The organism is Chryseobacterium sp. FP211-J200, assembly GCF_001643375.1.
Classification (GTDB): Bacteria; Bacteroidota; Bacteroidia; order Flavobacteriales; family Weeksellaceae; genus Epilithonimonas; species Epilithonimonas ginsengisoli.
This window is the reverse complement of sequence record NZ_LSHB01000011.1, coordinates 113,563-136,059: the sequence shown is the minus strand read 5'-3', so window position 1 is coordinate 136,059 and position 22,497 is coordinate 113,563. Positions and strand designations below refer to the sequence as shown.

Here is a 22,497-nt window from a genome sequence, read left to right as displayed (position 1 = left end):
TGATGCCTTTGTGGTTTATCATCCTTATTTTTGTGAACTATAAATTTCATAATGAAATCGCCAGCTACTACGCTTGTAGCAAATACTGGTTAATACCTGGTGATAACACATGATAAACAAAAAACAGTAGATATCTACATATGAAAAAGATTCAGGATATTCTTATTTCCACGCGAACGATGGCTCTTCTCTTGCTGGTTTTCGCTATTTCTATGGCCGTTGCCACTTTTATTGAAAACGATTACGGAACACCAACGGCGAAGGCATTGATCTACGAGGCCAAATGGTTTGAAGCCGTAATGTTTTTATTAATATTAAATTTCATCGGAAACATCGGCAGATACAGACTTTTCCGTAGAGAAAAATGGCCGATCTTGGTTTTCCACTTGGCTTTTATTTTAATATTCATTGGTGGTGCAATTACGCGATACATCAGTTTTGAAGGGACAATGCATATTCGTGAAGGCGAAACCAATAACGAGATCATCACCGACAAACATTTCTTCAAAATCAAAATCGAAGAAAAAGGAGAACAGCAAAATTACCACGACGTTCCTTATTTGATGTCGCCACTTCACCACGATTTTCAGGCAACCTATGATTTCTTAGGAAAGGAAAAAATTGTTGTGAAAGCAGTGGATTATATCCAAAGAAAGAAAGACAGTTTGGTTGCTGGAGCAGGAAAAGAATATTTGCATCTGGTTTCAACCAGCGATATGGGAGGCCGTCAAAATATATATTTGGCTGAAGGCGATGTCCAGAATATCAATGGAACTTTGGTAAGTTACAACAGAACAGCTATTGAAGGCGCAGTTGAATTCCAAAAGAAAGAGGGACAACTTTACATCAAAACACCTGTTGATGCTGCTTTTATGACAATGGCAACCAAAGCAACCGGAACAACTACAAAAGATGAATTCCAGCCTTTGGTTTTGAGAAGTCTTTATACGATCGATCAATTGAAATTGGTAATTCCGGAAGGAACTAAAAAAGGTAAATTGGTCAATTACGAAGGTGACAAACAGAAAGATAAAGACGTTCCAGATCTCTTGAAAGTAGAAGTGTCTGGACCAAAAACAAAACAAATGGTTGACCTGGTTGTAGAAAAAGGAAATCCGAATAACTACAAACAGATCAAAATCGATGGTTTGGACGTGATGTTAGGCTTCGGTCCAAAAGTTTATTTCACACAACCTTTCGCTTTGAAATTAGAAAAATTCGTTATGGAAACTTATCCGGGAAGTTCTTCACCATCAGCTTACGAATCTCACGTGAGAATCGTGGACGAAGGCAAAGAAACGCCTTACAATATTTATATGAATCATGTTCTTAATTATAAAGGTTACCGATTCTTCCAGGCAAGTTTTGACCCGGACAGAAAAGGAACCGTTCTTTCTGTAAACCACGATTTCTGGGGAACTTTGATTAGTTACATCGGTTACGCTTTCTTATTTATCGGAATGTTTGTGACGATGTTTTGGAAAGGTTCAAGATTCTGGAGTCTCAACCAAATGTTGAAAACCATTAGCAGGAAAAAAGCAGCGGCAGTTCTTTTACTTTTATTAAGTTTCGGACTCAATGCTCAGGAAATCGATATGCACGGAAAAGATGGAAGCCACGACGGTCATTCCCATTCCGAAGCTCAAGCTACTTCTCCAAATAGAAATCCTGCAGTGATAGATGCGGATGCAATGGTTAAGAACATCGAGATCAACAAAGAGCACGCAGATAAGTTTGCTTACTTATTGGTTCAAAATTACGAAGGTCGTATCGTACCGTCCAACACGCAAGCAATTGACATTCTTCATAAATTGACGAGTAGAGATTATTTCCAAGACCTGGATGCCAACCAATGGTTTCTGGCAGCGACAATTGACCCAATGTTTTGGGCGCAGGTCAATATCATCAAAATTGAAACTGCAGGTAAAGTTGGAAAAGACCTAAGAGCTAAAACTAAAGCCACAGAAGAAGGTTTTACCAGTTTGATCAAATTATTCCCAGCAGACAAAAACGGAAATCTTCGTTTCGTATTGGAAGATGATTACAACGATGCGTTCCGTAAAAAAGCGTCTGAAAGAACAAGATATGACGAAGCGGTAATTAAACTGAATGACAAAGTTCAGGTTCTTAACGGAATCATGTCTTACCAATATTTCCGAACAGTTCCTGTGAAAAATGATTCCAATCACACTTGGAGCTCTGTGATGACCCCAACTTTTGAACCGGACGAAAATGCGCAGGCTGTTTTAGGACCTTATTTGTCAAGCGTCCTTTTGGCGACACAAGGTGGAAGCTGGGCAAAAGCGGATGCAGAGCTTAAAAAAGTAGAAGAATATCAGCAGAAATGGGGCAAAAATGTGGTGCCTTCTGAAACCAAAGTGAAACTTGAGGTTCTGATAAACAAACTGGATATCAACTTTAAATTGTTGATTTTCTACACGCTGATTGGCGGTTTGCTTTTGGTTTTAGGCTTTGCACAATTGTTCAAGCCAAGTAAGATTCTTAATAATGTGATAAAAGCATTGATCTATATTGGTGCAGTTGGTTATACATTCCATTTTCTAGGATTGGTGGCGAGATGGTACATTTCCGGTCACGCACCTTGGAGTAATGGTTACGAGGCGATTATCTTCATCTCTTGGGTTGGGATCTCGGCAGGATATGCTTTGTACAGAAACTCAAATACGCTCATTCCTGCAGCAGGATTTTTGGTGGCAGTGATCATGATGGGATTTGCACATGGTGGTTCTGCACTGGATCCACAAATTACACCATTGGTTCCTGTTCTGAAATCTTACTGGCTGGTAGTTCACGTTGCGATCATTACATCCAGTTACGGATTCTTCTCTTTATCGATGTTAATTGCCATGATCTCTTTGATCTTCTACATCATCGCCAACAAAGATACTTTCAAAAGACACAACGATACGACGCTGAAAGAATTAGCTATCGTAAGCGAAATGTCCCTTAATATTGGATTGCTGGCATTAACGATTGGAAACTTTTTAGGAGGAATTTGGGCCAACGAATCTTGGGGAAGATACTGGAGCTGGGATCCAAAGGAAACTTGGGCTTTCATTTCAATCATGATCTATGCTTTTGTAATTCACATGAGATTGGTTCCAGGATTGAGAGGAAGATACACGTTCCACGTCGTTACGATGTTTGCATTTTGCTCGATGGTAATGACCTATTTCGGAGTGAATTATTATCTTTCTGGATTGCATTCTTATGCCAAAGGAGATCCGATTCCGCTTCCACTTTGGGTTTACGTCAGTATAGGTTATATGATCTTATTATCGGTTTTCGCTTGGTTCAAGTATAAAAAACTGCATAACGACTTGCAGATCAAAAAGGATGAGAGAACGCAAGTTGAGCCTTAATGATAAAAGATATTATTAGAAATAAAAAAGAGCAATTCAAATTTTGGATTGCTCTTTTTATATTAATGCAAAAACCTTTTGATGTAAATCTCTCTTTGAGCTTCAGAAATTCCTAGTTGTTTGTGAATGTAAATGTCCATGGATCCATATTTTGTATCGATCTCGTCAAAAGCAGCTTGTAGATAGTCGCGCTCGATCCAGCTTGTCTTTTCTATAACGCCAATGTCAAGTTTTGGGAAGACGAAATGTAGATTGTTGGCGAGACTCAATCTTTTATTAATGACATTTTTTCTCAAATCATTTGAAACCAAATATTCTTCAAAAATGACATCGTTATCGAATTTCAGAATTTTCAAAATTAAAGCAGTGATCATTCCGGTTCTGTCTTTTCCAGCGGTGCAGTGGTAGAGTATAGGTTGATCGGAGTCAAGGATCTCTGTGATAATTGTCTTGATCACCTGTGGATTTTCTGATACATAATCGGTATAAAATCTAAGCATTCTTTTGTCCGCGTCATCTTTTCCTATTTTGCCTTTCAGAGCCAATTTTTTGGCATTTTTCATTTCATCGTTCTTATCTTCCAAGGCAGGGTAATTCTTATAACTAATATTAGAAGGCAGATGATCGATCTCTTTTGCAACTTCTTGTTTTGTTCGGAGGTCAATGATCTTGTTGATCTTCAGTTTTTCTAGGTCATCAAAAGATCTATTTTTCAAATGATGAAGATTTCCACTTCTGTAGATGAGACTGTCTCTTAATGTTTTTCCTTCAAAATTTTTAATTCCGCCCAAAAATCTAAAATTATTGACCTTCATTATTTCAATTTGATTTTTGTTAGAAAGATTTGAAAATTCGGGTTCTATGGGAATATGTGACTTACAGGAGATCACTAAAAGTAAGACTGGCAAAAAGTCTAAATTCTTCATTACTACAATTTATTATGATAAGGAAAGTATCTAAAGTTAACAGATTTGTTTCCAAATGATTAAGGAAATCTTTATAAATGTTAAAAAGATCTAAAATGAAAATTTTTTTTTCATGTCAAAATTAAGGAAACTACCATAAGGTAAATGATTATTGGTTGACTATTTCTTTTCATAACCCAATATTTTTTAGATTATTGTAAATCAAACACTTTATCATTGGTTTGTCTGTAGTTTTTGTTTAAAAAAGCATTGTTTAGTTTTGTCTCAACACAAATGATTTATTATGCAAAAATATGTAGGAAGCTTACTTCTAATAAGCAGTCTTGTCTTTTCGTCTAAATTTTTTTCCCAAGTAGGTATCGGAACAGAAAAACCCAATTCGACATTAGATGTCAACGGTGATGTTGCTTTACGAAACGAATTGAGTCTGGGAGGAACTGACCTTGCCAAGGGAAATCCTGGTGAAACTAATCAAGTTCTTGTCTCTCAAGGTGAAGGTTTACCGCCAACATGGAAGTATGTGAAAGCACCATTTGTAGAAGATGGAACTTATAAATTGACCAACACCTATCTGAGCGAATCTGAGCTTGGTATCACAAATTTTTCTGCGGGAGTTGCTGGTGATGGCGTCTATACAAGTTCTATTGGAGACCCGCTGGATAGCAAGTGGACAAAGATCCCAAATCTCACAACGCAGATGGAGGTCAAGTTTTCCGAAAATAAACTGGTATATCAGACCCAGACCGGTGTCGAGATCGTTGGTTCTACAGTTGGAAGTACAGTCAAGTTTATATGTGGTATTTTCAAGGATAACAAACTCGTTGCCTTGAGGCCTGACAAAATTAGCGCGGCCTACAGCAATACACCAACGCAATATATGTTCACACTGAATTACAGTGAACAGAATAGTCCGATTGGAGTCTATACGATGGATGTAGCCTGTCGGAAGATCGCTACCATAGATCTTAATAACTACTTTTCCATCGGTTCCAACATCCCGACTTACCAATCTGGCTCTGTAACTGTTGCTAATACGGGTTCCAACAGTTTTGCTTTGAAATCCTTTTTCAAGATCGATATCACTCAACTAATAATTTTTGCACCATAATTATGAAAACTACAATTAATTTAATACTATTCCTATTGGCTTCTACACTCTACGGACAAGTAGGTGTAATGACAGAAAAACCTCAATCATCACTTGACGTCAATGGAGATTTTAATAAGAAAGGGAAACTTTTTTTGGATAATAACGGTGTATTGTCACCAGGCCAAACGGGTCAGGTCTTGGTCTCAAGAGGTGCTGGAGTAGCGCCGACTTGGAAGGCTCTCAAGGTCCCAGATTATGAATCTTTCAAATTCTATTTGATTTTCAATGATTCATTTAAAGATTTCAATACTGCCTCCAATACAACAGGACAGGGTGTTTCATTGAGTACTGCAACTTCGCCTGCTACGATTGCTGCCGATCTTGTCAAAGGGGCAGATATCACAACATTGATCACTACAAAAGGATTCAAGGAGATCACTGGTCTTGCAAAACCTTTTGTTGTCAATAGTATTGAAAGTAAGGTTTACTTTCAATTTGAGACCGTCGTTCAGCAAAATAATACGGCAATATTAGGCTCCAACCAAATGTATGCTTGTGGTATTTTTGTAGATGATAAGCTTCAGAGTATTAGATTGAACACGTTGTTCACTTCCAATACTGCAGAAAGTACATTTCTGACGCACAATCAGATAGGTGGAGCGTCTAACCTTTCAAAAGGTGATCATACTGTCAGAGTTGCATGTGCAAGGTATACAACCGACAACAATATTGTGCTCGGAATAGGAGTTCCATCCATGACCGCAGCCAATAACGTAAATAACTTCATGACGCAAGCCTCTTTGAAAGTGGACGTTTATGAAGTTCCAGAAAACTTTACAGATATATTCTCAATCCTATGAAAACAATTTATACATCCTTCTTATTGAGCTTTTGTGCCTTCGGATATTCACAAGTGGGTATAAAAACTTTGACCCCAGAGAAAACATTGGACGTGAATGGCGGACTTAATATTAGAAAAGAATTTCGACTCAATGGAACTGATACCACAAAAGGTTCAGCTGGAACAGATGGTCAAATATTCAGCGTGACAGGAACTATATTGCTTTCTGATGAATATAAATCAATCAAAATTGCAGACGGGACGGGAAGTTTGACATATACCTATCTTAATACAACCACGGACAGGACTGGTATGAAATTTTCAACAACGGGCTCCACAAATGCCTATCTTCTCAATTCTGCATTTACAACTTCGACAAATACTACGACTCCTAATTGGGCAAAATTATCTGGTAATACAGACACTTTCAGTATTACTGATACTACTAAAAAGTCCAAAGCGATTTTGTCTTTTCAAACCAATGCCCAAATTGCAAGAGCTACGCCAAGTGGAAATTACTCGGCAAGTTTCGCCTGCGGAATTTATGTGAAGAAAGATTCTGGTCCTGAAGAACTGAAAGCGGTAAGGTCCGATGTTGTAAGAGGTGACAGTGGATCGTACAAGATCTTCAATCTCAATGTGACATTGGATAATCTGGATCCGGGAATTTACACAGTTTCTGCTGCATGCAGTAATAGAAATCTTGGTTCTGGGACAGATTTGGTCAATCTGGGAGTAGGAACGCCAGTGGATCTGACATTCATGAATCAAGATATGTCACAATCTACAATGACTGTGACAGTTCTACAGCCTTATTAGATTTGTCATTCCAAACTAAAAAGAGCAGCATAAATCTATGCTGCTCTTTTTTTAGTTTTAATTTTTATTATTCCTTAGAAAAATTATTGTTTCACAATCTTCTGAGTTGAAGACTTCCCATCAGCAAAATCGATTTTCATAAGATAAATACCTGCTGGTAGTTTAGAGATATTGATTTTCGTGGAAGAATCTTCTGCCAATTGTTTTCCATCCGCACTGAAAATAGTTACTTTTGTTACTTTCGAAGAAGAATTGATATTGACAAAATCTTTTGTTGGGTTTGGATAAACTGATACTTTTGTAAGAGAAGATTCATCAGTTCCCAATTTTATAACAGTTGAATATATAGGACCTCTCCAAATGCTGTGAAGATCATCTGTACATTTTGATTTTACATAACTTTCGTAAAGCTAGTTTTTCGTAAGGTCAGATTGTGAGTCAATAGGTGTGTTTTCAATTTGATGAGTGAATTCGTAAACTGGTGTATAAACTGATTTTCTGCTCCAAACTGTTTCCCAATTTGTAGACGTTCCATTTTCCTTCCATCCTAGAGTACTCGTTTGTCCGACCTGACTCGTGATTTTGAAGTCGCTCGGTTCGGCACAGATGATCTGCCCACTTGTACTGTTTTGAAGATACATAGAGATTGGGAAGTAGCCTTGTCCATCTTTAAAAACCGCTGTTGGCACATCAAGCTTTATGGTATGTGTGCCGGCGGAGAGATTCCCTAGATTCACTTCACGATTAGGAATAGCGTCACCTGGACACCAGTTGTTCCAGGAGACCCAACCTCTCAGTGTTTTTGGTGTTGTGTTATAGATTCCGTTGACTTGCGTGTTGTATTGTCTGTAGTCTTCGCAATTTTTCCCGCCCGGCTCATATTCGTAAACCAATTCATTGTCCAGATAAACATAATGAATCCTTCTCACATATTCTTCCCCAGCTGGGTTAGATCCATGATTGGAAGTAATCAAATGCAGGCTCGCGTTTGCCACAGGCTGTTCCAAAGTAAAAGTGACCAATCTTGTGGTCTGGCCAGGAACATCTGTTGCGTTGTAATTATTCAGATTGTCACGGTAAGAGATCGGTAATAAGAAATTTTGTGTTGGAGCTGGAGTTCCGCTCGAAACAAATTCCAGATTACCTCGGAACACGTCTGTTCTGTCTGCACAACCAATCACTTCTGTATTTGCAGCAGCAGAATAACCATCAGCACGGAACTCAATCCAGAAATCATAACTGGCAGCCAACGCAGAATCATGCAGGATATTTGAGATATTATCTACCTTATAGCTGTATGGAACTTGCGTAGTTAATTTGTTTTTATTCATGAAAGGCGTGATAAACCTTCCGATCTCGATCCTTTTGATATCTGCCTGATTGAAAGTATAGCTTGTGCTTCCCTTAGGGACTAAAACCAAATTGACACCTGCGATCCTGTCGTAGTTATCACAAGCGGCGATCAAAGTGATATTCATCATTACGCTGCTTCCAATGGACGAGATCTCTGCGTCCGTCAATTTTCTTGAAATGATGTCCTGCTCGTAGGCGTGGAGCCTGATCGCGCCAGCTGGGATTTGAGAAAAAGCTTCGGGTGGCATCGTCTGTCCTTCGCCTAGATAATGATACATACTGTAGAAGGGAACGTCGTTGAAAACCGAAACATTCTGTGCAGAAAAAATCGAACTGGTAAAGATTCCTGCAATTGCAAAAAATATTTTTTTCTTCATATATAGATTTATTATGACAACAAATTTAATAAAATGTTACATAAAACAAGGTTTAAATGTGATTTGTTTAATGATTGGTTTTAATGTTTGATGATTTGTCAATATTGGATTTGACTTGCTAATCTTTTATAAAAATCCTATCTTTAGGAAAATTTACAAATTATGATATACATCGGAGTAATAGTATTCTTTGGATTGATCACACTTTTTGCGTCGTTCTTTACGGTGAAACAAGAAACTGCAGCACTCGTCGAGCGTTTGGGCAAATTCCATTCTGCAAGACATGCGGGATTACATTTGAAAATTCCATTTATCGATCAGATCTCAAAAAGAATGAATTTGAGAATTCAACAATTGGATGTTTTGATCGATACTAAAACACTTGATAATGTTTTTGTAAAAATGAAGATCTCTGTTCAGTTTCAGGTGATTAGAAATCAAGTTGCTGATGCTTACTATAGATTGGAAAGTCCGCATGATCAGATCACATCTTACGTTTTTGATGTGGTGAGAGCAGAGGTTCCGAAGCTGAAATTAGATGATGTTTTCCTTAAAAAAGATGACATCGCCGTTGCTGTAAAAGCAGAATTGCAGGAAGCGATGCAAAGTTACGGATATGATATCATCAAAGCTTTGGTGACAGACATCGACCCGGATGATCAGGTAAAGCACGCCATGAACAGGATCAACGCGGCAGAACGAGAAAAAACCGCCGCTGAATATGAATCCGAAGCTCAAAGGATAAGAATCGTAGCCGTTGCAAAAGCTGAAGCGGAATCTAAAAAGCTTCAAGGACAAGGAATCGCCGACCAAAGAAGAGAGATTGCCAAAGGTCTGGAAGAATCTGTGAAAATGCTGAACGCTGCCGGAATCAGCGCGCATGAAGCTTCAGCCTTGATCGTCGTAACCCAGCATTATGATACTTTACATTCTATTGGAGCCAACAACCGTTCGAACTTGGTTTTATTACCTAATTCGCCAACAGCTGCTAGTTCTTTACTGAATGATCTTGTAACATCTATGGCTGTTTCGAAGAAAATAGAAGATAAGAATTTATAGAAATCGAAATTCTATTAATAAAGATTAAAGCCCGATTTTTCGGGCTTTTTTATGCTTCATCAGTTTTGAATCCAATAGGTTTTGTAGGTTTTTCTTTCGCTTTGTAGGTACTTAATTCTTTTTTAAGATCTTCAATTCTGTTCGCAAAACGGTCATAGGAGTTGGTGGTTGCCTCCAAAACGAATTGCTGGACATTGTTCAGGTAGTCATTGGTCAATTTGGCTGCAGATTCTTTGAAAGAGGCTTCCAAAATTCCTTGATTGATTATAATTTGTTCCGTTCTGTTTTTCAGGTATGAACTTCGTATCCGTTTTTTAAGACTTTGTGTGAAGTCGACGATCATCGTGTTGGAAAAGACCTTCATTTTTTCAGCAGTTTCAATCCAAAATGGAATTTGGTCCGCTTTGTTTTCTTTCAATATTTTTAATAAAGTGGCATCATCACTCAGATTTTTTGTCATATTGTAAAGCAGCATTTCTGCACGCTCATGCAAGTTGGGTGGAAAGATCGGTATCAAAACATCGAACCTTCCCGGCGCAATGATCTCAGGTTCAATTCCCGCTAGTTCTCTTGCAGAACCGATCATTAAAAGATTTTCCTTTTCGAATTTTTCAATATTATGGAAAATGCAATCCTGAACTTCTTCATTGTTATTGCTAATGATTCGATTTTCGGTTTTTTGCATCATGATCTCATCAAAATTTTCCAAAAACAGGATGATCTTGTCCTTTTTCAACATCTCAGAAAGATAGCTGTCAAAAGTTGTCTTTTCATCAATCGAAGACGTGGGTTTTAACTTGGATTTTTGGATTTCAAAAAACTCAAAATCAATCATTTCTGCAATTTTTTTTGCCCAAAAGATCTTACCACTTCCCGGTGGTCCGTAAACGATTATTCCAGCTGCCTTTTGGATTCCCCAATTCTTGGATTGTTCTGGGTTGATGAATGGTTCCAGCATGTCATAAATATAAAAGAACAAATCTCTGTAACCGACAAAATCTCGCTGTGTAAGCTCGGACTTGTTGCCAAAATAATTATAAATGAACTGATAATTTCCACCCAGCTTACGATCGATCCCAAATGTTGAGACAGAAGATCTGTAAAGTCCGTTGTCATAGATGTTCGGAACATTATTCTTGATGATCTCTTCTACTTTTTCTACAGGCTGATCTATTTTATCTGCGATTTGAGTAATGCTTTTTTCTTCACTCAGATCTTTGTCGTATTTTTTTAGAAATTCCTGATTTTCTATCGCAAAAGTTTCAAAATTTTGTGTAATATTAAGTTTCGGAGAAAGGCAAGCTGATATATCAAGGTCAAAATCCTGAATAAACTGTTTGAGGCTCTCTTCGGAAATGTCTAGTTTTTCGGAAAACTCGGTGATGTTTTGGGTCATTTTTTCAATCTTTTGATTTGATTTAACAAAAACTATACAAATCAAAGTAACAATTGTACTAATAGCAAGACTTTTATATTAAATATTTATATGGAAAAAATTCTGGAAGTCAAAAATCTGACCAAGCGATTCAAGCAGATAGCGGTCAACAATATTTCCTTTGATGTAGAGAAAGGGAATGTCTATGGTCTTTTAGGACCCAATGGAAGCGGAAAATCAACCACATTCGGGATGCTGCTTTCCACCATCAATCCAACTTCCGGAAGCTGGAAATGGTTTGGAAAAGAGGGAACAGATACTGACACTTTGAAGAGAATCGGTGCGATCATCGAACAACCCAATTTCTATCCATACTTGAGTGCTGAGAAAAATCTGGAAATCGTTGCGACAATCAAAGGTGCTCCGACTAAAAGGATCGATCAGGTTTTGGAAACCGTTAATCTACTGGCTAGAAAGAAAGATGCTTTTTCCACTTATTCTCTGGGAATGAAACAACGCTTGGCAATTGCTTCGGCGCTATTGGCAAATCCAGAAGTGCTGATCCTGGATGAGCCGACAAACGGTTTGGATCCTGAAGGAATCATCCAGATCAGAGATATTATCAACTCGATTGCGAAGTCTGGAACAACAATTATCGTAGCAAGCCACCTTTTGGACGAGATAGAGAAAATTTGCAGCCACGTGATCGTTTTGAAGCACGGAACAGCGATCTATTCCGGGTCAGTGGATGCAATGAGCAATACCAAAGGTTTCTTTGAATTGAAGTCTGATGATGCAGCGTCATTAATTTCGGTATTAAATAGTTTGAATATTTTCTCCAGCGTGAAAGAGAAAGACCAATTGGTCATTGCGCAGATCTCACAAGATATTTCAGCTTCGGAACTTAACAAAAAACTATTCGAAAAAGGCATCTTCCTATCGCATCTCACGAAGAAAAAAGAAAGCCTCGAAACTCAATTCCTAGAACTTGTAAAACAATCCAACTCATGATACGATTATTAAAATTAGAATATCTCAAAAACCTGAACTATAGGCCATTCAAAATATTTGCACTTCTGTATTTCATCGTTTTAGTAGGATTGCTGTTTATTGGTTTGGTGGATTTTGACATACTTGGGATCAAGGTCAATTTAAAAGAGCAAGGGATGTATAATTTCCCAGGCGTTTGGAATTTCACAACTTACATCGTAGGGCTTCTGAAAATTTTCCTTGGTTGTATTATTGTTTTCTCTATTTGTCAGGAGTTTAGCAACAGGATGTTCAAGCAAAATCTAATTGACGGGTTGAGTAGGGAAGAATTCATCTTTTCGAAACTCTTGACCATCTTGGTGTTCACAGGTTTTTCAACTTTGCTGGTGTTTATTATCGGATTTATTTTAGGCAAAAGCTATTCTGCGACTCAGGAGAGTGATTTAATCTTTAAAGAGATCTATTTCATTTTCAATTATTTTTTGAAGCTTTTTACATTCTTTTCATTTTTGATGTTTTTATCAATCCTATTCAGAAAATCAATTTTTGTGTTTTTGGGATTTTTTATGTTCTGGTTTGTGGAGAAGATCATGATTGGTGTTGAAACATTTGGGATTCAACATCATATTACAGAATTGGAAAAAGCTAAAGTTTTAAATACAACGACTTTCCTTACAGATTATCTACCGTTGGAAAGTATGTCCAATCTTATTCCTAATCCTTTGGTCAGAACCAGTATGGCGCAAATGCTGGGAATGGAGTTCAAATTTCAATATCCTATTGGAAGTGTTATCGCATGTGTGATATGGTCCATTGTTTTTATAAGCAGTAGTTACTATATCCTGAAGAAAAAAGATTGGTAAAATTAACTTTATGTGAATTAATTTAGTTATTTAAAATACAATATGTTATATTTGTTTAATTAAAGTTAAATTTAATTAAATATTTGATTGATTCCATTGATCTATAGAACCACTAGCATGATTTCTGGTGGTTTTATTATGTTAAATTGGTAATCTAATTGTTAAAAAAGTGCCTTAAATAAAGGTTTTTTCGAGTCTCATTTTTAACCCAACTTTAACTTTTAAAGTGTTGATTTTAACAATAAAACGGATAATTTTGTATCAATGAATTTTAAATCTACTTTAACCCTGATTTGTATGATGATTTCTTCGCAATTTCTTTTTGCGCAGAAGAGTTACAATGCATTGGTTTACGAAGGTAATAAGAAATTTGATGCCAAGGAATATGATGCATCCTCAAGCAAATATCTGGAAGCAATTGCCGAAAAGAACAGCAATTATACTGCTCGTTACAACTTGGGAAATGCGCTTTACAAAAGCAAAAAGTACGAAGAGGCAAGCGCTGAATACGAAAAAGCGGCAAAATACACCAAAAGCAAATATGAAAAAGCGGCGGCACTGTACAACATGGGCAATGTCTCTATACAATCCAATAATCCTGAAAAAGCTGCAGATTACTACAAGCAAGCCCTGAAACAAGATCCATATAACGAAGCCATCCGTAAAAACTATGAGATCGCCATGCTGAAAGACAAAGAGAAAAAGGATCAGCAAAAGCAAAAACAGAACAAAGGGAAGGGCGGCGATCAAGACCAGAAGAACAAAGATGATTCTGATAAAGGTAATCAGAAAAAAAACCAGCAGGACGGCAAAGGCGATGACCAAAAAGGGAAAGACCAAGGTAAACCCAATCAGCCAAAAAAAGAGGAAAATAATATTCCAAAAGAAGCAGAAAGACAGATCCTGAAAGATATCGAAAACAGAGAGAAGGAAACTGCGAGAAGAATTTTAAACAAAAAATCTAACTCTATGCCGCAAAGCAATGAGAAAGATTGGTAAATGATAAAGAAAAATTTATACATATTATTCCTATTAGCATCGGCTTTTTCCTTTGCTCAGGTAAATCTTTACTCTGAGGTCAATACACAGGAAGCCCGTGTGAACACTCCGATTACCTTCACGGTAGTCTTGGAGATCTTTGGTGAGGACTTGATCCAGGAAACGCCTATTAAGCTGCCGGATTTTTCAAAATTCAATTATGACTTTGCTTCAGAGCAAAATACATTGATCGATCCTGTAAAGAAGATCAGGATCAACCAGATGGTCTATCAATTTTCATTGATTCCAAAGCAGACAGGAAGTGTAAAAATTGGATCTGCCCTTGTAAAGGTCAATGGGAAAATGTACAAAACAGAACCTATTGATGTTTTTGTAAAAGAAGCAGAGAAAAAACCTTTGGCAACCAGTAATCCTGCTAAGAACATGTATCTCAACATGCAGCTGGAAGAGAGGGAAGTGTACAAAAACGAGCCAGCTGTAGTTGTACTGAAAGCATTTTCTAGAAATATCTCGAACTTTCGCCATCTGGAGCCCGCTAAGTTTGAACCTACGCGTAATATCGCCATCCGCTCTATTGCCAACTTTGATGAATCGATAGAGGATTCTGAGAATGATTACTCGGCACAGGTCGTAGGAATGTTCGTGATCATCCCGAAAGTTGCTGGTGTGATGGAGGTTCCGCCTATGGAGGTACCATTTACCAATCATAAAAACGTTCTGGTTTCTAATAAAGCCAAGCTTAATGTAAAAAGAATGCCCGAAGGTGCGCCTGAAAACTTCAATAACGCAGTTGGAAAATATGATGTGAAGATTGAAATGATCGACAAAGGAAAAGAGAATTTTGAGATCAACAAAGCCTTCAATATTTCTGTTAAACTTTCTGGCAACGGAAATCTTTCACCAGCAATTGTTCCGAAGATCTTACCTTCTCCTGATTATGAGATCTTTGAACCGAAGATCATTAATAGCTCTATTGCAACAATGAATGGAATCGAAGGTGAAGTGGAAGCACAATACGTCATCATCCCAAAGAAAAGAGGTGATCTAAGAATTGCGACGGAAGATTTTTCCTACTTCGATCCAAAAGAAGAAAAGTATGTGGAATTGGGTTCCAAATTTTTAGCATTAAACGCTGTGAATGCACAAGATATAGCAAACGCCAAAACAACCTTACAAAAAGTAAATGAGTACACCAACAATGTTTTGGAGAAAGTAGATTCTCCTGTTTTAAGCACTCAAAAACTGAAGGTCAAAGAACATAAGAAGATGAGTTGGATGGTGATTCTAGGGAATCTTTTGATTGTAGGCTTCGGAGCGCTGTTGTTCCTTTATTTCAATAAAAAGATCAAGGATAAAAAGAAACAAGACCTGGAAAAGAAAAATATAGCATCAAAACCAATCGTAACCATCGCTGAGACAGAAGTAATGCTGAAGAATAAGAATCATTTTGACCTGGATTCCCATTTGGGCTACTTACAAAAAATGATCGATTCAGGAGAAAGTTCCAGATTTTTTCAAGGATTCGAAGAGTTGAAAGCAGAAGCTGATCAATATTCCAAAACCAGATATTCGCTTAATTTTCAAGACCATCTAAAAACCAATTTAGGATTGAGGGAATCTGAAAAATTCAGCCAACTGATAGCCAAAATCAATATCGAAAAATATTCTCCCTATTCTTCCAAAGAGAACCAGTCCGAGATTTTAAAAGAAATAGAAGAAGTCTATAGTAAGCTTTAATAATTTGTCAAAAATTATTCATATTTTTGCGAAATCTTTAAAATCAAAGTTATGGAATTTTTAGAAGAATTTTCTATCAAAGAAACAATGACGGCCTTTATGGTATTGTTTGCGGTCATCGATATTTTGGGATCGGTTCCGATCATCGTTTCGTTGCGTCAGAAATTTGGAAAAATCGAATCCGAGAAAGCAGCCATCGTTGCCGGAATCTTGATGATCTCATTTCTTTTCATCGGGAATAACATTCTGAAATTCATTGGCGTAGATGTTAATTCCTTTGCAATTGCAGGAGCTTTCGTCATTTTCATCATCGCGATAGAAATGATCCTGGGAATAGAGATCCATAAAACAAATCAGCCTCAGGCTGCATCCATTGTCCCAATTGCATTTCCATTGATCGCAGGAGCTGGAACATTGACCACAACTTTATCCCTAAGAGCAGAATACCACGATATCAATATCATTTGCGGAATTGTCCTCAATACGATCCTGGTTTATGCTGTTTTGAGATTAGCGCCATGGATAGAGAAAAAACTAGGCGAAGGATCACTTCAGGTTTTGCAAAAAGTTTTCGGAATTATCCTTTTGGCCATCTCTATTAAATTATTTACAGCTAACTTTGCACAGCTATTTCAGAACTATATTCATTTTTAAAATTTCATCAGAATGAAAACATTTTATAAAGTATTCTTGGCCGTTTTTATCTTCTCAATTGCAGTAAGTCTATATGCATTGGATTGGCAAGCGGGTTTTATGGACGATGAGAATACGAAATTCATATTTTCTATCTCAGCTGGGATATTGGGAATCATTGTCGTTTACATTCTCCATATGTGGAGCAAACTGGCAGAGAAAAAATAAAAAAAACGCTTCGAGTTTCGGAGCGTTTTTTTTTGACTAAATTTTCAGAAGATTATCCCTCAAAAATTGGATGCTTCTTTTATTGATCTTATGTTGCGTGTGAACATTGTCCCATTGAGAAAGGATTTCTTCCACGATTTCATCCTCACATTCATACTTGTCCTCATCATCAAACATCACCGATGTTGCAAAATGGATCATTTCCTCTTTGCTGATCTTATCTTCAAGAAATCGGTCGCAGATTTTTATTAATTCTGTTCGGGTTATATTCATTTATTTAATTATTTGGGCAGCTATTTCCGCCTTCCGTTCCCAAACCTAACGAAGTGGTTCGACGAAGTCAATCTTTTTTGTACCTTAGCTTTTCCCTCCGCAAAAAAGGATTTCCACTCAAACCTAACGAAGTGGTTCATCGATTCAAATAAAAAATAAAAAAGATGAGATAAGTCGGGCTGCAATGTGTCATTCCAATTCGGTGATGATTACCTATCATAAAGCTTCTCATACAAATCATTGAATCGCTCTTTCACAACTTTCCTTTTCAATTTCAAAGTAGGAGTTAGCAAACCATTATTTTCTGTCCAGACTTCAGGCGTCAATTCAATTTTTTTGACTTGTTCCCATTTGCCGAGATGTGCATTTATTTTTTCAAGTTCTTTTTGGATTTCAGCTTTCAGTTCCTTGGAACTGGCAATCTCTTCAGGTGAAGTTCCGATGTTGATCTTATTTTTTGAAGCCCAATTTTTTGCATATTCAAAATCCGGTTGGACTAATGCGGTCGGCATTTTTTCACCATCACCAACCACCATGATCTGCTCAATGAATTGTGAAGCTTTCGCTAAATTCTCGATGACTTGAGGTGCTACATATTTTCCGCCGGAAGTTTTGAACATTTCTTTCTTTCTGTCCGTGATGAAAAGGAAATTATCCTCATCCAACATTCCGATATCTCCCGTTTTGAAATAGCCGTCGTCCGTAAAAGCTTCTTTGGTCTTTTCTTCGTCTTTATAATAACCTTGTGTTACTGTAGGACCTTTCACCGTGATTTCACCATCTTCCTGGATCTTGACATCAATATTTTCAATAGGTCTTCCAACCGAACCGATTTTGGTGTAACCAAAACTGTTAACGGCAATCACGGGCGAAGTTTCCGTCAATCCATAACCTTCAAGAATCGGAATTCCAGCCGCGTGAAACATCGTGTTCAATCGTTTGGAAAGAGCCGCAGAACCGGAAACCAAAGTGATTAGATTTCCACCAAGACCTTCTCTCCATTTGCTGAAAACCAGTTTGTCTGCAATGATATGAGAAAGGGACTTCGAAGTTCCCACTTTGTATTTTTCAGCAACCTTAAGTGACCAAAGGAATATTTTGGACTTGATTCCGCCAGATTCTGTTCCTTTTTTGTTGATCGCGTCAAAGACTTTTTCAATCATTCTTGGAACAACGGTCAAATATTGAGGTTTCACTTCTTTAAGATTTTCGCTCAGCTTATCATTGCTTTCAGCGAAATAGATGGAGATTCCATTTGTTGTGAATAGATAAAGGATCATTCTTTCATACACGTGACAAAGCGGAAGGAAACTCAAAGCTCTGTTTTTGGAGTCCTTGTGCGGCACTCTGTCTTCACAGCCAAGAACATCGGAAACGATATTTTTGTGAGTTAGCATCACACCTTTCGGTCTACCAGTTGTTCCGGAAGTATAAATGATAGAAGCCAATTCATCTTCAGAAATTGAATTTTTGATGTCATCAACTTCTTTTTGATTGTCATTTTCTTTTCCCAGATCAAAGAGTTCTTTCCAATTTTTTGCTCCAGAAACTTCATCAAACGTTAAAATCTCTTTCAAAGCAGGAAGCTGATCTTTGATTGAATTGATTTTCTCAAATAACTTTTCATCCGAAACGATACAAACTTTGGAGTCAGAATTTTCAAGATTGTAAACACAATCTTCACTGGATATTGATGGATAGATGGGAACAGTAACCAAACCTATCTGTAAAGCAGCTTGGTCGAAAAAACACCATTCCACGCGATTGGTAGAAGTGATGAGCGCAATTTTATCACCTTTTTTCAATCCATATTTCAGAAGTGCTCTGGAAAGCTGATTGGTAATATCGATGTATTGATCTGTTGACACTTTTTCCCATTTTCCGTTTCTCTTGTCACAGACAAAATCATCTTTCTCGAAATTGGCTTTCGAATAATAAGGAATGTCGAAAATCCTTTTTACTTCCATAGTTTTATAACTTACGTTCAAAGCAAATATAAATAAAACTTAAGTTTGCTGCTGTTAATAATTCTATAAAAAAAGCTATCCATTGGATAGCTTTGATCTATTTGTACATTCTGTCGTAGAGATCTTGGAATTCTGCCTTGATCGCTTTTCTTTTTAGTTTCAGAGTAGGTGTTAGAAGTCCATCGTCTATGGTCCAGACTTTTGGCGTCAGTTCTATCTTTTTGATTTGTTCCCATTTGCCTAGATGTTGGTTCATGTTTTCGATTTCCTTTTCTATTCGGGATTTTACAGCAGGATTTGCAGCAATTTCTTTGTGGGAATCAGAGATTTTCACATTATGAAGTTCTGCCCACGTCTTTGTATAGTTGAAGTCAGGCTGAACCAATGCGCAAGGCATTTTTTCACCATCACCGACTACCATGATCTGTTCGATGAACTTCGAAGCCTTAGCTAAGTTTTCTATCACCTGTGGCGCAATGAATTTTCCACCAGATGTTTTGAACATTTCTTTCTTTCTATCGGTAATGAATAGGAAATTATCTTCGTCCAACATCCCGATGTCGCCTGTTTTGAAATAACCGTCACTAGTAAAAGCTTCGTTGGTTTTTTCTTCGTCTTGATAGTATCCTGCAAAGACAGATGGTCCTTTTACAACGATCTCACCATCTGACTCGATCCTCACTTTTACATTTTCGAGAGGGATTCCCACGGATCCAGCTTTCACTTTCCCGAAACTGTTAACAGAAATAACGGGCGAAGTTTCTGTCAATCCATAACCTTCCAAAATGGGGATTCCAGCAGCGTGAAACATTACATTCAAACGTTTAGACAATGCTGCTGAACCAGAAACCAAAGTGATTAGATTTCCACCTAGACCTTCTCTCCATTTTTTGAAGACCAATTTATCTGCGATCGTGTGCATGAAGGATCTAGGTTTTTCAATCTCATATTTCTCTGCGATACCAAGTGACCAAAGGAAAATTTTAGATTTCAGTCCACCAGCAGCCGTTCCTTTATTGTAGATAGAATCATAAACTTTTTCTACCAACCTTGGAACAACGGTCATATAGTGAGGTTTTACTTCCTTTACATTTTCACCGATCTTCTCGATGCTTTCTGCAAAATAGATGGAGATTCCATTACTTAGATAAAGGTAAAATATCATCCTTTCGAAAACGTGACAGATTGGAAGAAAACTGAGTGCTTTTAGTTCTTTATAATCCAGACTCTTATCTTTTGGGATTCTTGGTGTGCTAGCAAGTACATTGGCCACAAGGTTATTATGCGTCAATGGAACTCCTTTGGGTTTTCCGGTTGTTCCCGAAGTGTAAATGATGGTGGCGATATCTTCAGGATTGATGGCTTTTGCAAGATCATCCACTTCATCCTGTGTTAGGTCATTTTCGCCCAGGTCCAAGATCTCATTCCAGTTAGGGGCGCCATCAATATCATCGAAGGTAAAGACACCTACCAAGGAAGGAATTTGAGCTTTTGCACTTGTAAGTTTTTTATAGAGGTCTTTGTCTGATACAAAACAATATTTTATCTCAGAATTATTGAAGATATAGATGTAATCTTCCTCAGAGATCGTAGGATAGACCGGAACCGTTACAACACCTATCTGAGAAATCCCCAGATCCATGATGGCCCATTCTGTTATATTGTTTGCAGTGACAAGTCCGATTTTGTCGCCAGGTTTAATACCCAATTTCAAAAGCCCGCGAGAGATCTTGTTTCCCTGATTCACGAATTCCATCGTAGAAGTTTTGATCCATTTTCCATTTTTTTTGGTAACGAGGCAGTCTTCGTTCGGAAATTTTTCTAAGGCCAGCGCAGAAAAATCAAATATTCTTTTAACGTTCATATGATATGGTTGTTAATATATAATTAAAATTGAGTTTACATTATCGTAAATATATTTTTTTTTTCTCAGATAACAAAATGCTGCATTTTCCTTTGATTTTTTGTCAAAAAGTTTATATTTACGAACGAAAAATATAATAAAAAGACTTATGGATTTCAATCTTACAGAAGAGCAACAAATGATACAACAGGCCGCAAGGGATTTTGCACACGCAGAACTTTTGCAAGGTGTTATCGAAAGAGATAACGAACAGAAATTTCCGTACGATGCCGTGAAAAAGATGGGCGAGATGGGATTTTTGGGGATGATGGTCGATCCGAAATATGGCGGAGCAGGTTTGGATAGTATCTCTTACGTTTTAGCAATGGAAGAAATTGCCAAAATTGACGCTTCGGCTGCCGTTGTAATGTCTGTGAACAACTCTTTGGTTTGCGCTGGGATAGAAAAATTTGCCAGCGAAGAACAGAAAATGAAGTATCTGAAACCACTTGCAAGTGGAGAGGTAATCGGTGCATTTGCATTATCTGAACCAGAAGCAGGTTCTGATGCAACATCTCAGTCAACCACAGCTGAAGACAAAGGTGATTATTACTTATTAAATGGAACCAAAAACTGGATCACGAATGGTGGAAACGCTACTTACTATGTTGTGATCGCGCAGACGCATCCAGAGAAAAAACATAAAGGGATCAACGCTTTCATCGTAGAAAGAGGTTGGGAAGGTTTTCAGGTTGGAAAAAAAGAAGATAAATTGGGAATCAGAGGAAGTGATACACATTCTTTGATGTTCACAGACGTGAAAGTGCCTAAGGAAAACAGAATTGGTGAAGACGGTTTCGGATTCGCGTTTGCAATGGCTGTTCTTAATGGAGGCAGAATCGGGATTGCTTCTCAGGCTTTGGGAATTGCTTCTGGTGCGTACGAATTGTCACTGAAATATGCTAAGGAAAGAAAATCTTTCGGGACAGAGATCATCAATCATCAGGCAATCGCTTTCAAACTGGCAGATATGCACGTAAGCATTATGGCGGCAAGAATGTTGATCTACAAAGCGGCAGCTGAAAAAGACGAAGGCAAAGACATCTCAGAAAGTGGTGCAATGGCAAAATTGTATGCGTCTCAAGTAGCGATGGACACGACGATAGAAGCGGTTCAGATCCATGGTGGTTACGGCTATGTGAAAGAATATCACGTGGAAAGAATGATGCGTGATGCGAAGATCACCCAGATCTACGAAGGAACTTCTGAAATTCAGAAAATCGTGATTTCCAGAGCGATCTCGAAAAAATAACTAACTTTGGTTAACTTTAAAAACACAGTATGAAATATCTTTGGATGAGCCTGGCCGTAATTTTTTTATTTCTCGGCGTTTTCGTTTGGTGGAAATATTATTTTGTCTTTGGCGAAGGCGTCAAATCAGGATATCTCAATTATGCGGTGAACAAAGGAAATGTCTTCAAAACCTATGAAGGTAAACTGATCCAGGAAGGATTTGGAGCTGCAAAACCAGGAGCGCCAATTGGTAGCAATCAGTTTGAATTCTCTATTGAGAATGATTCGGTTTTCAAACAATTGGAGCTGAACAGCGGAAAGTATTTTGACCTTCATTACAAAGAATATCATGGGACTTTGCCTTGGCGCGGGAACACTGTTTACGTTGTCGATAAAGTTCTAAACATGAAATAAATGATCAACCTTTCTTTTTTGGAAAGGTTTTTTT

General features: G+C 37.7%; 20 protein-coding genes. 13 read left to right on the top strand and 7 right to left on the bottom strand.

Annotated features, from left to right (window positions below; all coding sequences use genetic code 11):
* The first annotated feature begins 140 nt into the window (after positions 1–140).
* Complete coding sequence (ccsA, locus tag AXA65_RS04700) at positions 141–3,383, top strand: cytochrome c biogenesis protein CcsA (protein ID WP_063968959.1); 3,243 nt, start codon at positions 141–143, stop codon at positions 3,381–3,383.
* A 62-nt stretch (positions 3,384–3,445) separates the two neighbouring features.
* On the opposite strand, the gene AXA65_RS04695 is transcribed toward ccsA, so the two are convergent.
* Positions 3,446–4,309, bottom strand: a complete 864-nt coding sequence (locus tag AXA65_RS04695) for a tyrosine-protein phosphatase (RefSeq protein WP_063968958.1) — start codon at positions 4,307–4,309, stop codon at positions 3,446–3,448.
* A 283-nt stretch (positions 4,310–4,592) separates the two neighbouring features.
* On the opposite strand from AXA65_RS04695, the gene AXA65_RS04690 reads away from it, so the two are divergent.
* Genes AXA65_RS04690 through AXA65_RS04680 form a run of 3 tightly spaced genes read left to right on the top strand, consistent with a single transcriptional unit; the run spans position 4,593 to position 7,059 of the window.
* On the top strand, positions 4,593–5,417 hold the full coding sequence (locus AXA65_RS04690; protein ID WP_063968957.1) for a hypothetical protein: 825 nt from the start codon (positions 4,593–4,595) through the stop codon (positions 5,415–5,417).
* Between the two features lie 2 nt (positions 5,418–5,419).
* On the top strand, positions 5,420–6,259 hold the full coding sequence (locus AXA65_RS04685) for a hypothetical protein (protein ID WP_063968956.1): 840 nt from the start codon (positions 5,420–5,422) through the stop codon (positions 6,257–6,259).
* Positions 6,256–7,059 carry a hypothetical protein gene (locus AXA65_RS04680; protein WP_063968955.1) on the top strand — a complete coding sequence of 268 codons (804 nt, stop codon included), beginning with the start codon at positions 6,256–6,258 and terminating at the stop codon, positions 7,057–7,059. The genes AXA65_RS04685 and AXA65_RS04680 overlap by 4 nt, the downstream gene beginning before the upstream one ends.
* Positions 7,060–7,142: 83 nt before the next feature.
* Here AXA65_RS04680 and AXA65_RS04675 read toward each other — a convergent pair whose 3' ends face one another.
* Positions 7,143–7,385 (bottom strand): T9SS type A sorting domain-containing protein, encoded by a 243-nt coding sequence (locus AXA65_RS04675; protein ID WP_063968954.1) that lies wholly within the window; start codon positions 7,383–7,385, stop codon positions 7,143–7,145.
* Between the two features lie 84 nt (positions 7,386–7,469).
* A complete protein-coding gene (locus AXA65_RS04670) occupies positions 7,470–8,789 on the bottom strand; it encodes a peptide-N-glycosidase F-related protein (RefSeq protein ID WP_063968953.1) in 1,320 nt (439 codons plus the stop codon).
* Between the two features lie 162 nt (positions 8,790–8,951).
* On the opposite strand from AXA65_RS04670, the gene AXA65_RS04665 reads away from it, so the two are divergent.
* Positions 8,952–9,848: an SPFH domain-containing protein gene (locus AXA65_RS04665; protein WP_063968952.1), complete on the top strand. Its 897-nt coding sequence runs from the start codon at positions 8,952–8,954 to the stop codon at positions 9,846–9,848.
* 49 nt (positions 9,849–9,897) lie between these two features.
* Here the strand turns inward: AXA65_RS04665 and AXA65_RS04660 are convergent, their stop codons facing one another.
* Entirely contained in the window at positions 9,898–11,244 is a 1,347-nt protein-coding gene (locus AXA65_RS04660) for an AAA family ATPase (protein WP_063968951.1), read from the bottom strand.
* A gap of 90 nt (positions 11,245–11,334) precedes the next feature.
* On the opposite strand from AXA65_RS04660, the gene AXA65_RS04655 reads away from it, so the two are divergent.
* The 6 genes from AXA65_RS04655 (at position 11,335) to AXA65_RS04630 (ending at position 16,673) form a co-directional block, all read left to right on the top strand.
* Positions 11,335–12,234: an ABC transporter ATP-binding protein gene (locus AXA65_RS04655; RefSeq protein ID WP_063968950.1), complete on the top strand. Its 900-nt coding sequence runs from the start codon at positions 11,335–11,337 to the stop codon at positions 12,232–12,234.
* Positions 12,231–13,076 (top strand): ABC transporter permease, encoded by an 846-nt coding sequence (locus AXA65_RS04650; RefSeq protein ID WP_063968949.1) that lies wholly within the window; start codon positions 12,231–12,233, stop codon positions 13,074–13,076. The genes AXA65_RS04655 and AXA65_RS04650 overlap by 4 nt, the downstream gene beginning before the upstream one ends.
* 297 nt (positions 13,077–13,373) lie before the next feature.
* Positions 13,374–14,075: a tetratricopeptide repeat protein gene (locus tag AXA65_RS04645; RefSeq protein WP_228391619.1), complete on the top strand. Its 702-nt coding sequence runs from the start codon at positions 13,374–13,376 to the stop codon at positions 14,073–14,075.
* Positions 14,076–15,812, top strand: coding sequence for a BatD family protein (locus AXA65_RS04640; RefSeq protein ID WP_063968947.1), 1,737 nt, complete (start codon positions 14,076–14,078; stop codon positions 15,810–15,812).
* 51 nt (positions 15,813–15,863) lie between these two features.
* Positions 15,864–16,466, top strand: coding sequence for a MarC family protein (locus AXA65_RS04635; RefSeq protein ID WP_063968946.1), 603 nt, complete (start codon positions 15,864–15,866; stop codon positions 16,464–16,466).
* Positions 16,467–16,478: 12 nt separating this feature from the next.
* Positions 16,479–16,673, top strand: coding sequence for a hypothetical protein (locus AXA65_RS04630; RefSeq protein ID WP_063968945.1), 195 nt, complete (start codon positions 16,479–16,481; stop codon positions 16,671–16,673).
* Between the two features lie 36 nt (positions 16,674–16,709).
* Here the strand turns inward: AXA65_RS04630 and AXA65_RS04625 are convergent, their stop codons facing one another.
* From AXA65_RS04625 to AXA65_RS04615, 3 genes are all read right to left on the bottom strand, one after another.
* On the bottom strand, positions 16,710–16,946 hold the full coding sequence (locus AXA65_RS04625; RefSeq protein WP_063968944.1) for a hypothetical protein: 237 nt from the start codon (positions 16,944–16,946) through the stop codon (positions 16,710–16,712).
* Between the two features lie 209 nt (positions 16,947–17,155).
* A complete protein-coding gene (locus AXA65_RS04620; RefSeq protein ID WP_063968943.1) occupies positions 17,156–18,913 on the bottom strand; it encodes an AMP-dependent synthetase/ligase in 1,758 nt (585 codons plus the stop codon).
* Positions 18,914–19,010: 97 nt separating this feature from the next.
* On the bottom strand, positions 19,011–20,777 hold the full coding sequence (locus AXA65_RS04615; protein ID WP_063968942.1) for an AMP-dependent synthetase/ligase: 1,767 nt from the start codon (positions 20,775–20,777) through the stop codon (positions 19,011–19,013).
* A gap of 148 nt (positions 20,778–20,925) precedes the next feature.
* On the opposite strand from AXA65_RS04615, the gene AXA65_RS04610 reads away from it, so the two are divergent.
* A complete protein-coding gene (locus tag AXA65_RS04610) occupies positions 20,926–22,068 on the top strand; it encodes an acyl-CoA dehydrogenase family protein (protein WP_063968941.1) in 1,143 nt (380 codons plus the stop codon).
* Between the two features lie 29 nt (positions 22,069–22,097).
* The gene (locus AXA65_RS04605; RefSeq protein WP_063968940.1) at positions 22,098–22,463 is read left to right on the top strand and encodes a hypothetical protein; all 366 of its coding nucleotides are present in this window, start codon (positions 22,098–22,100) and stop codon (positions 22,461–22,463) included.
* Positions 22,464–22,497 lie beyond the last annotated feature (34 nt).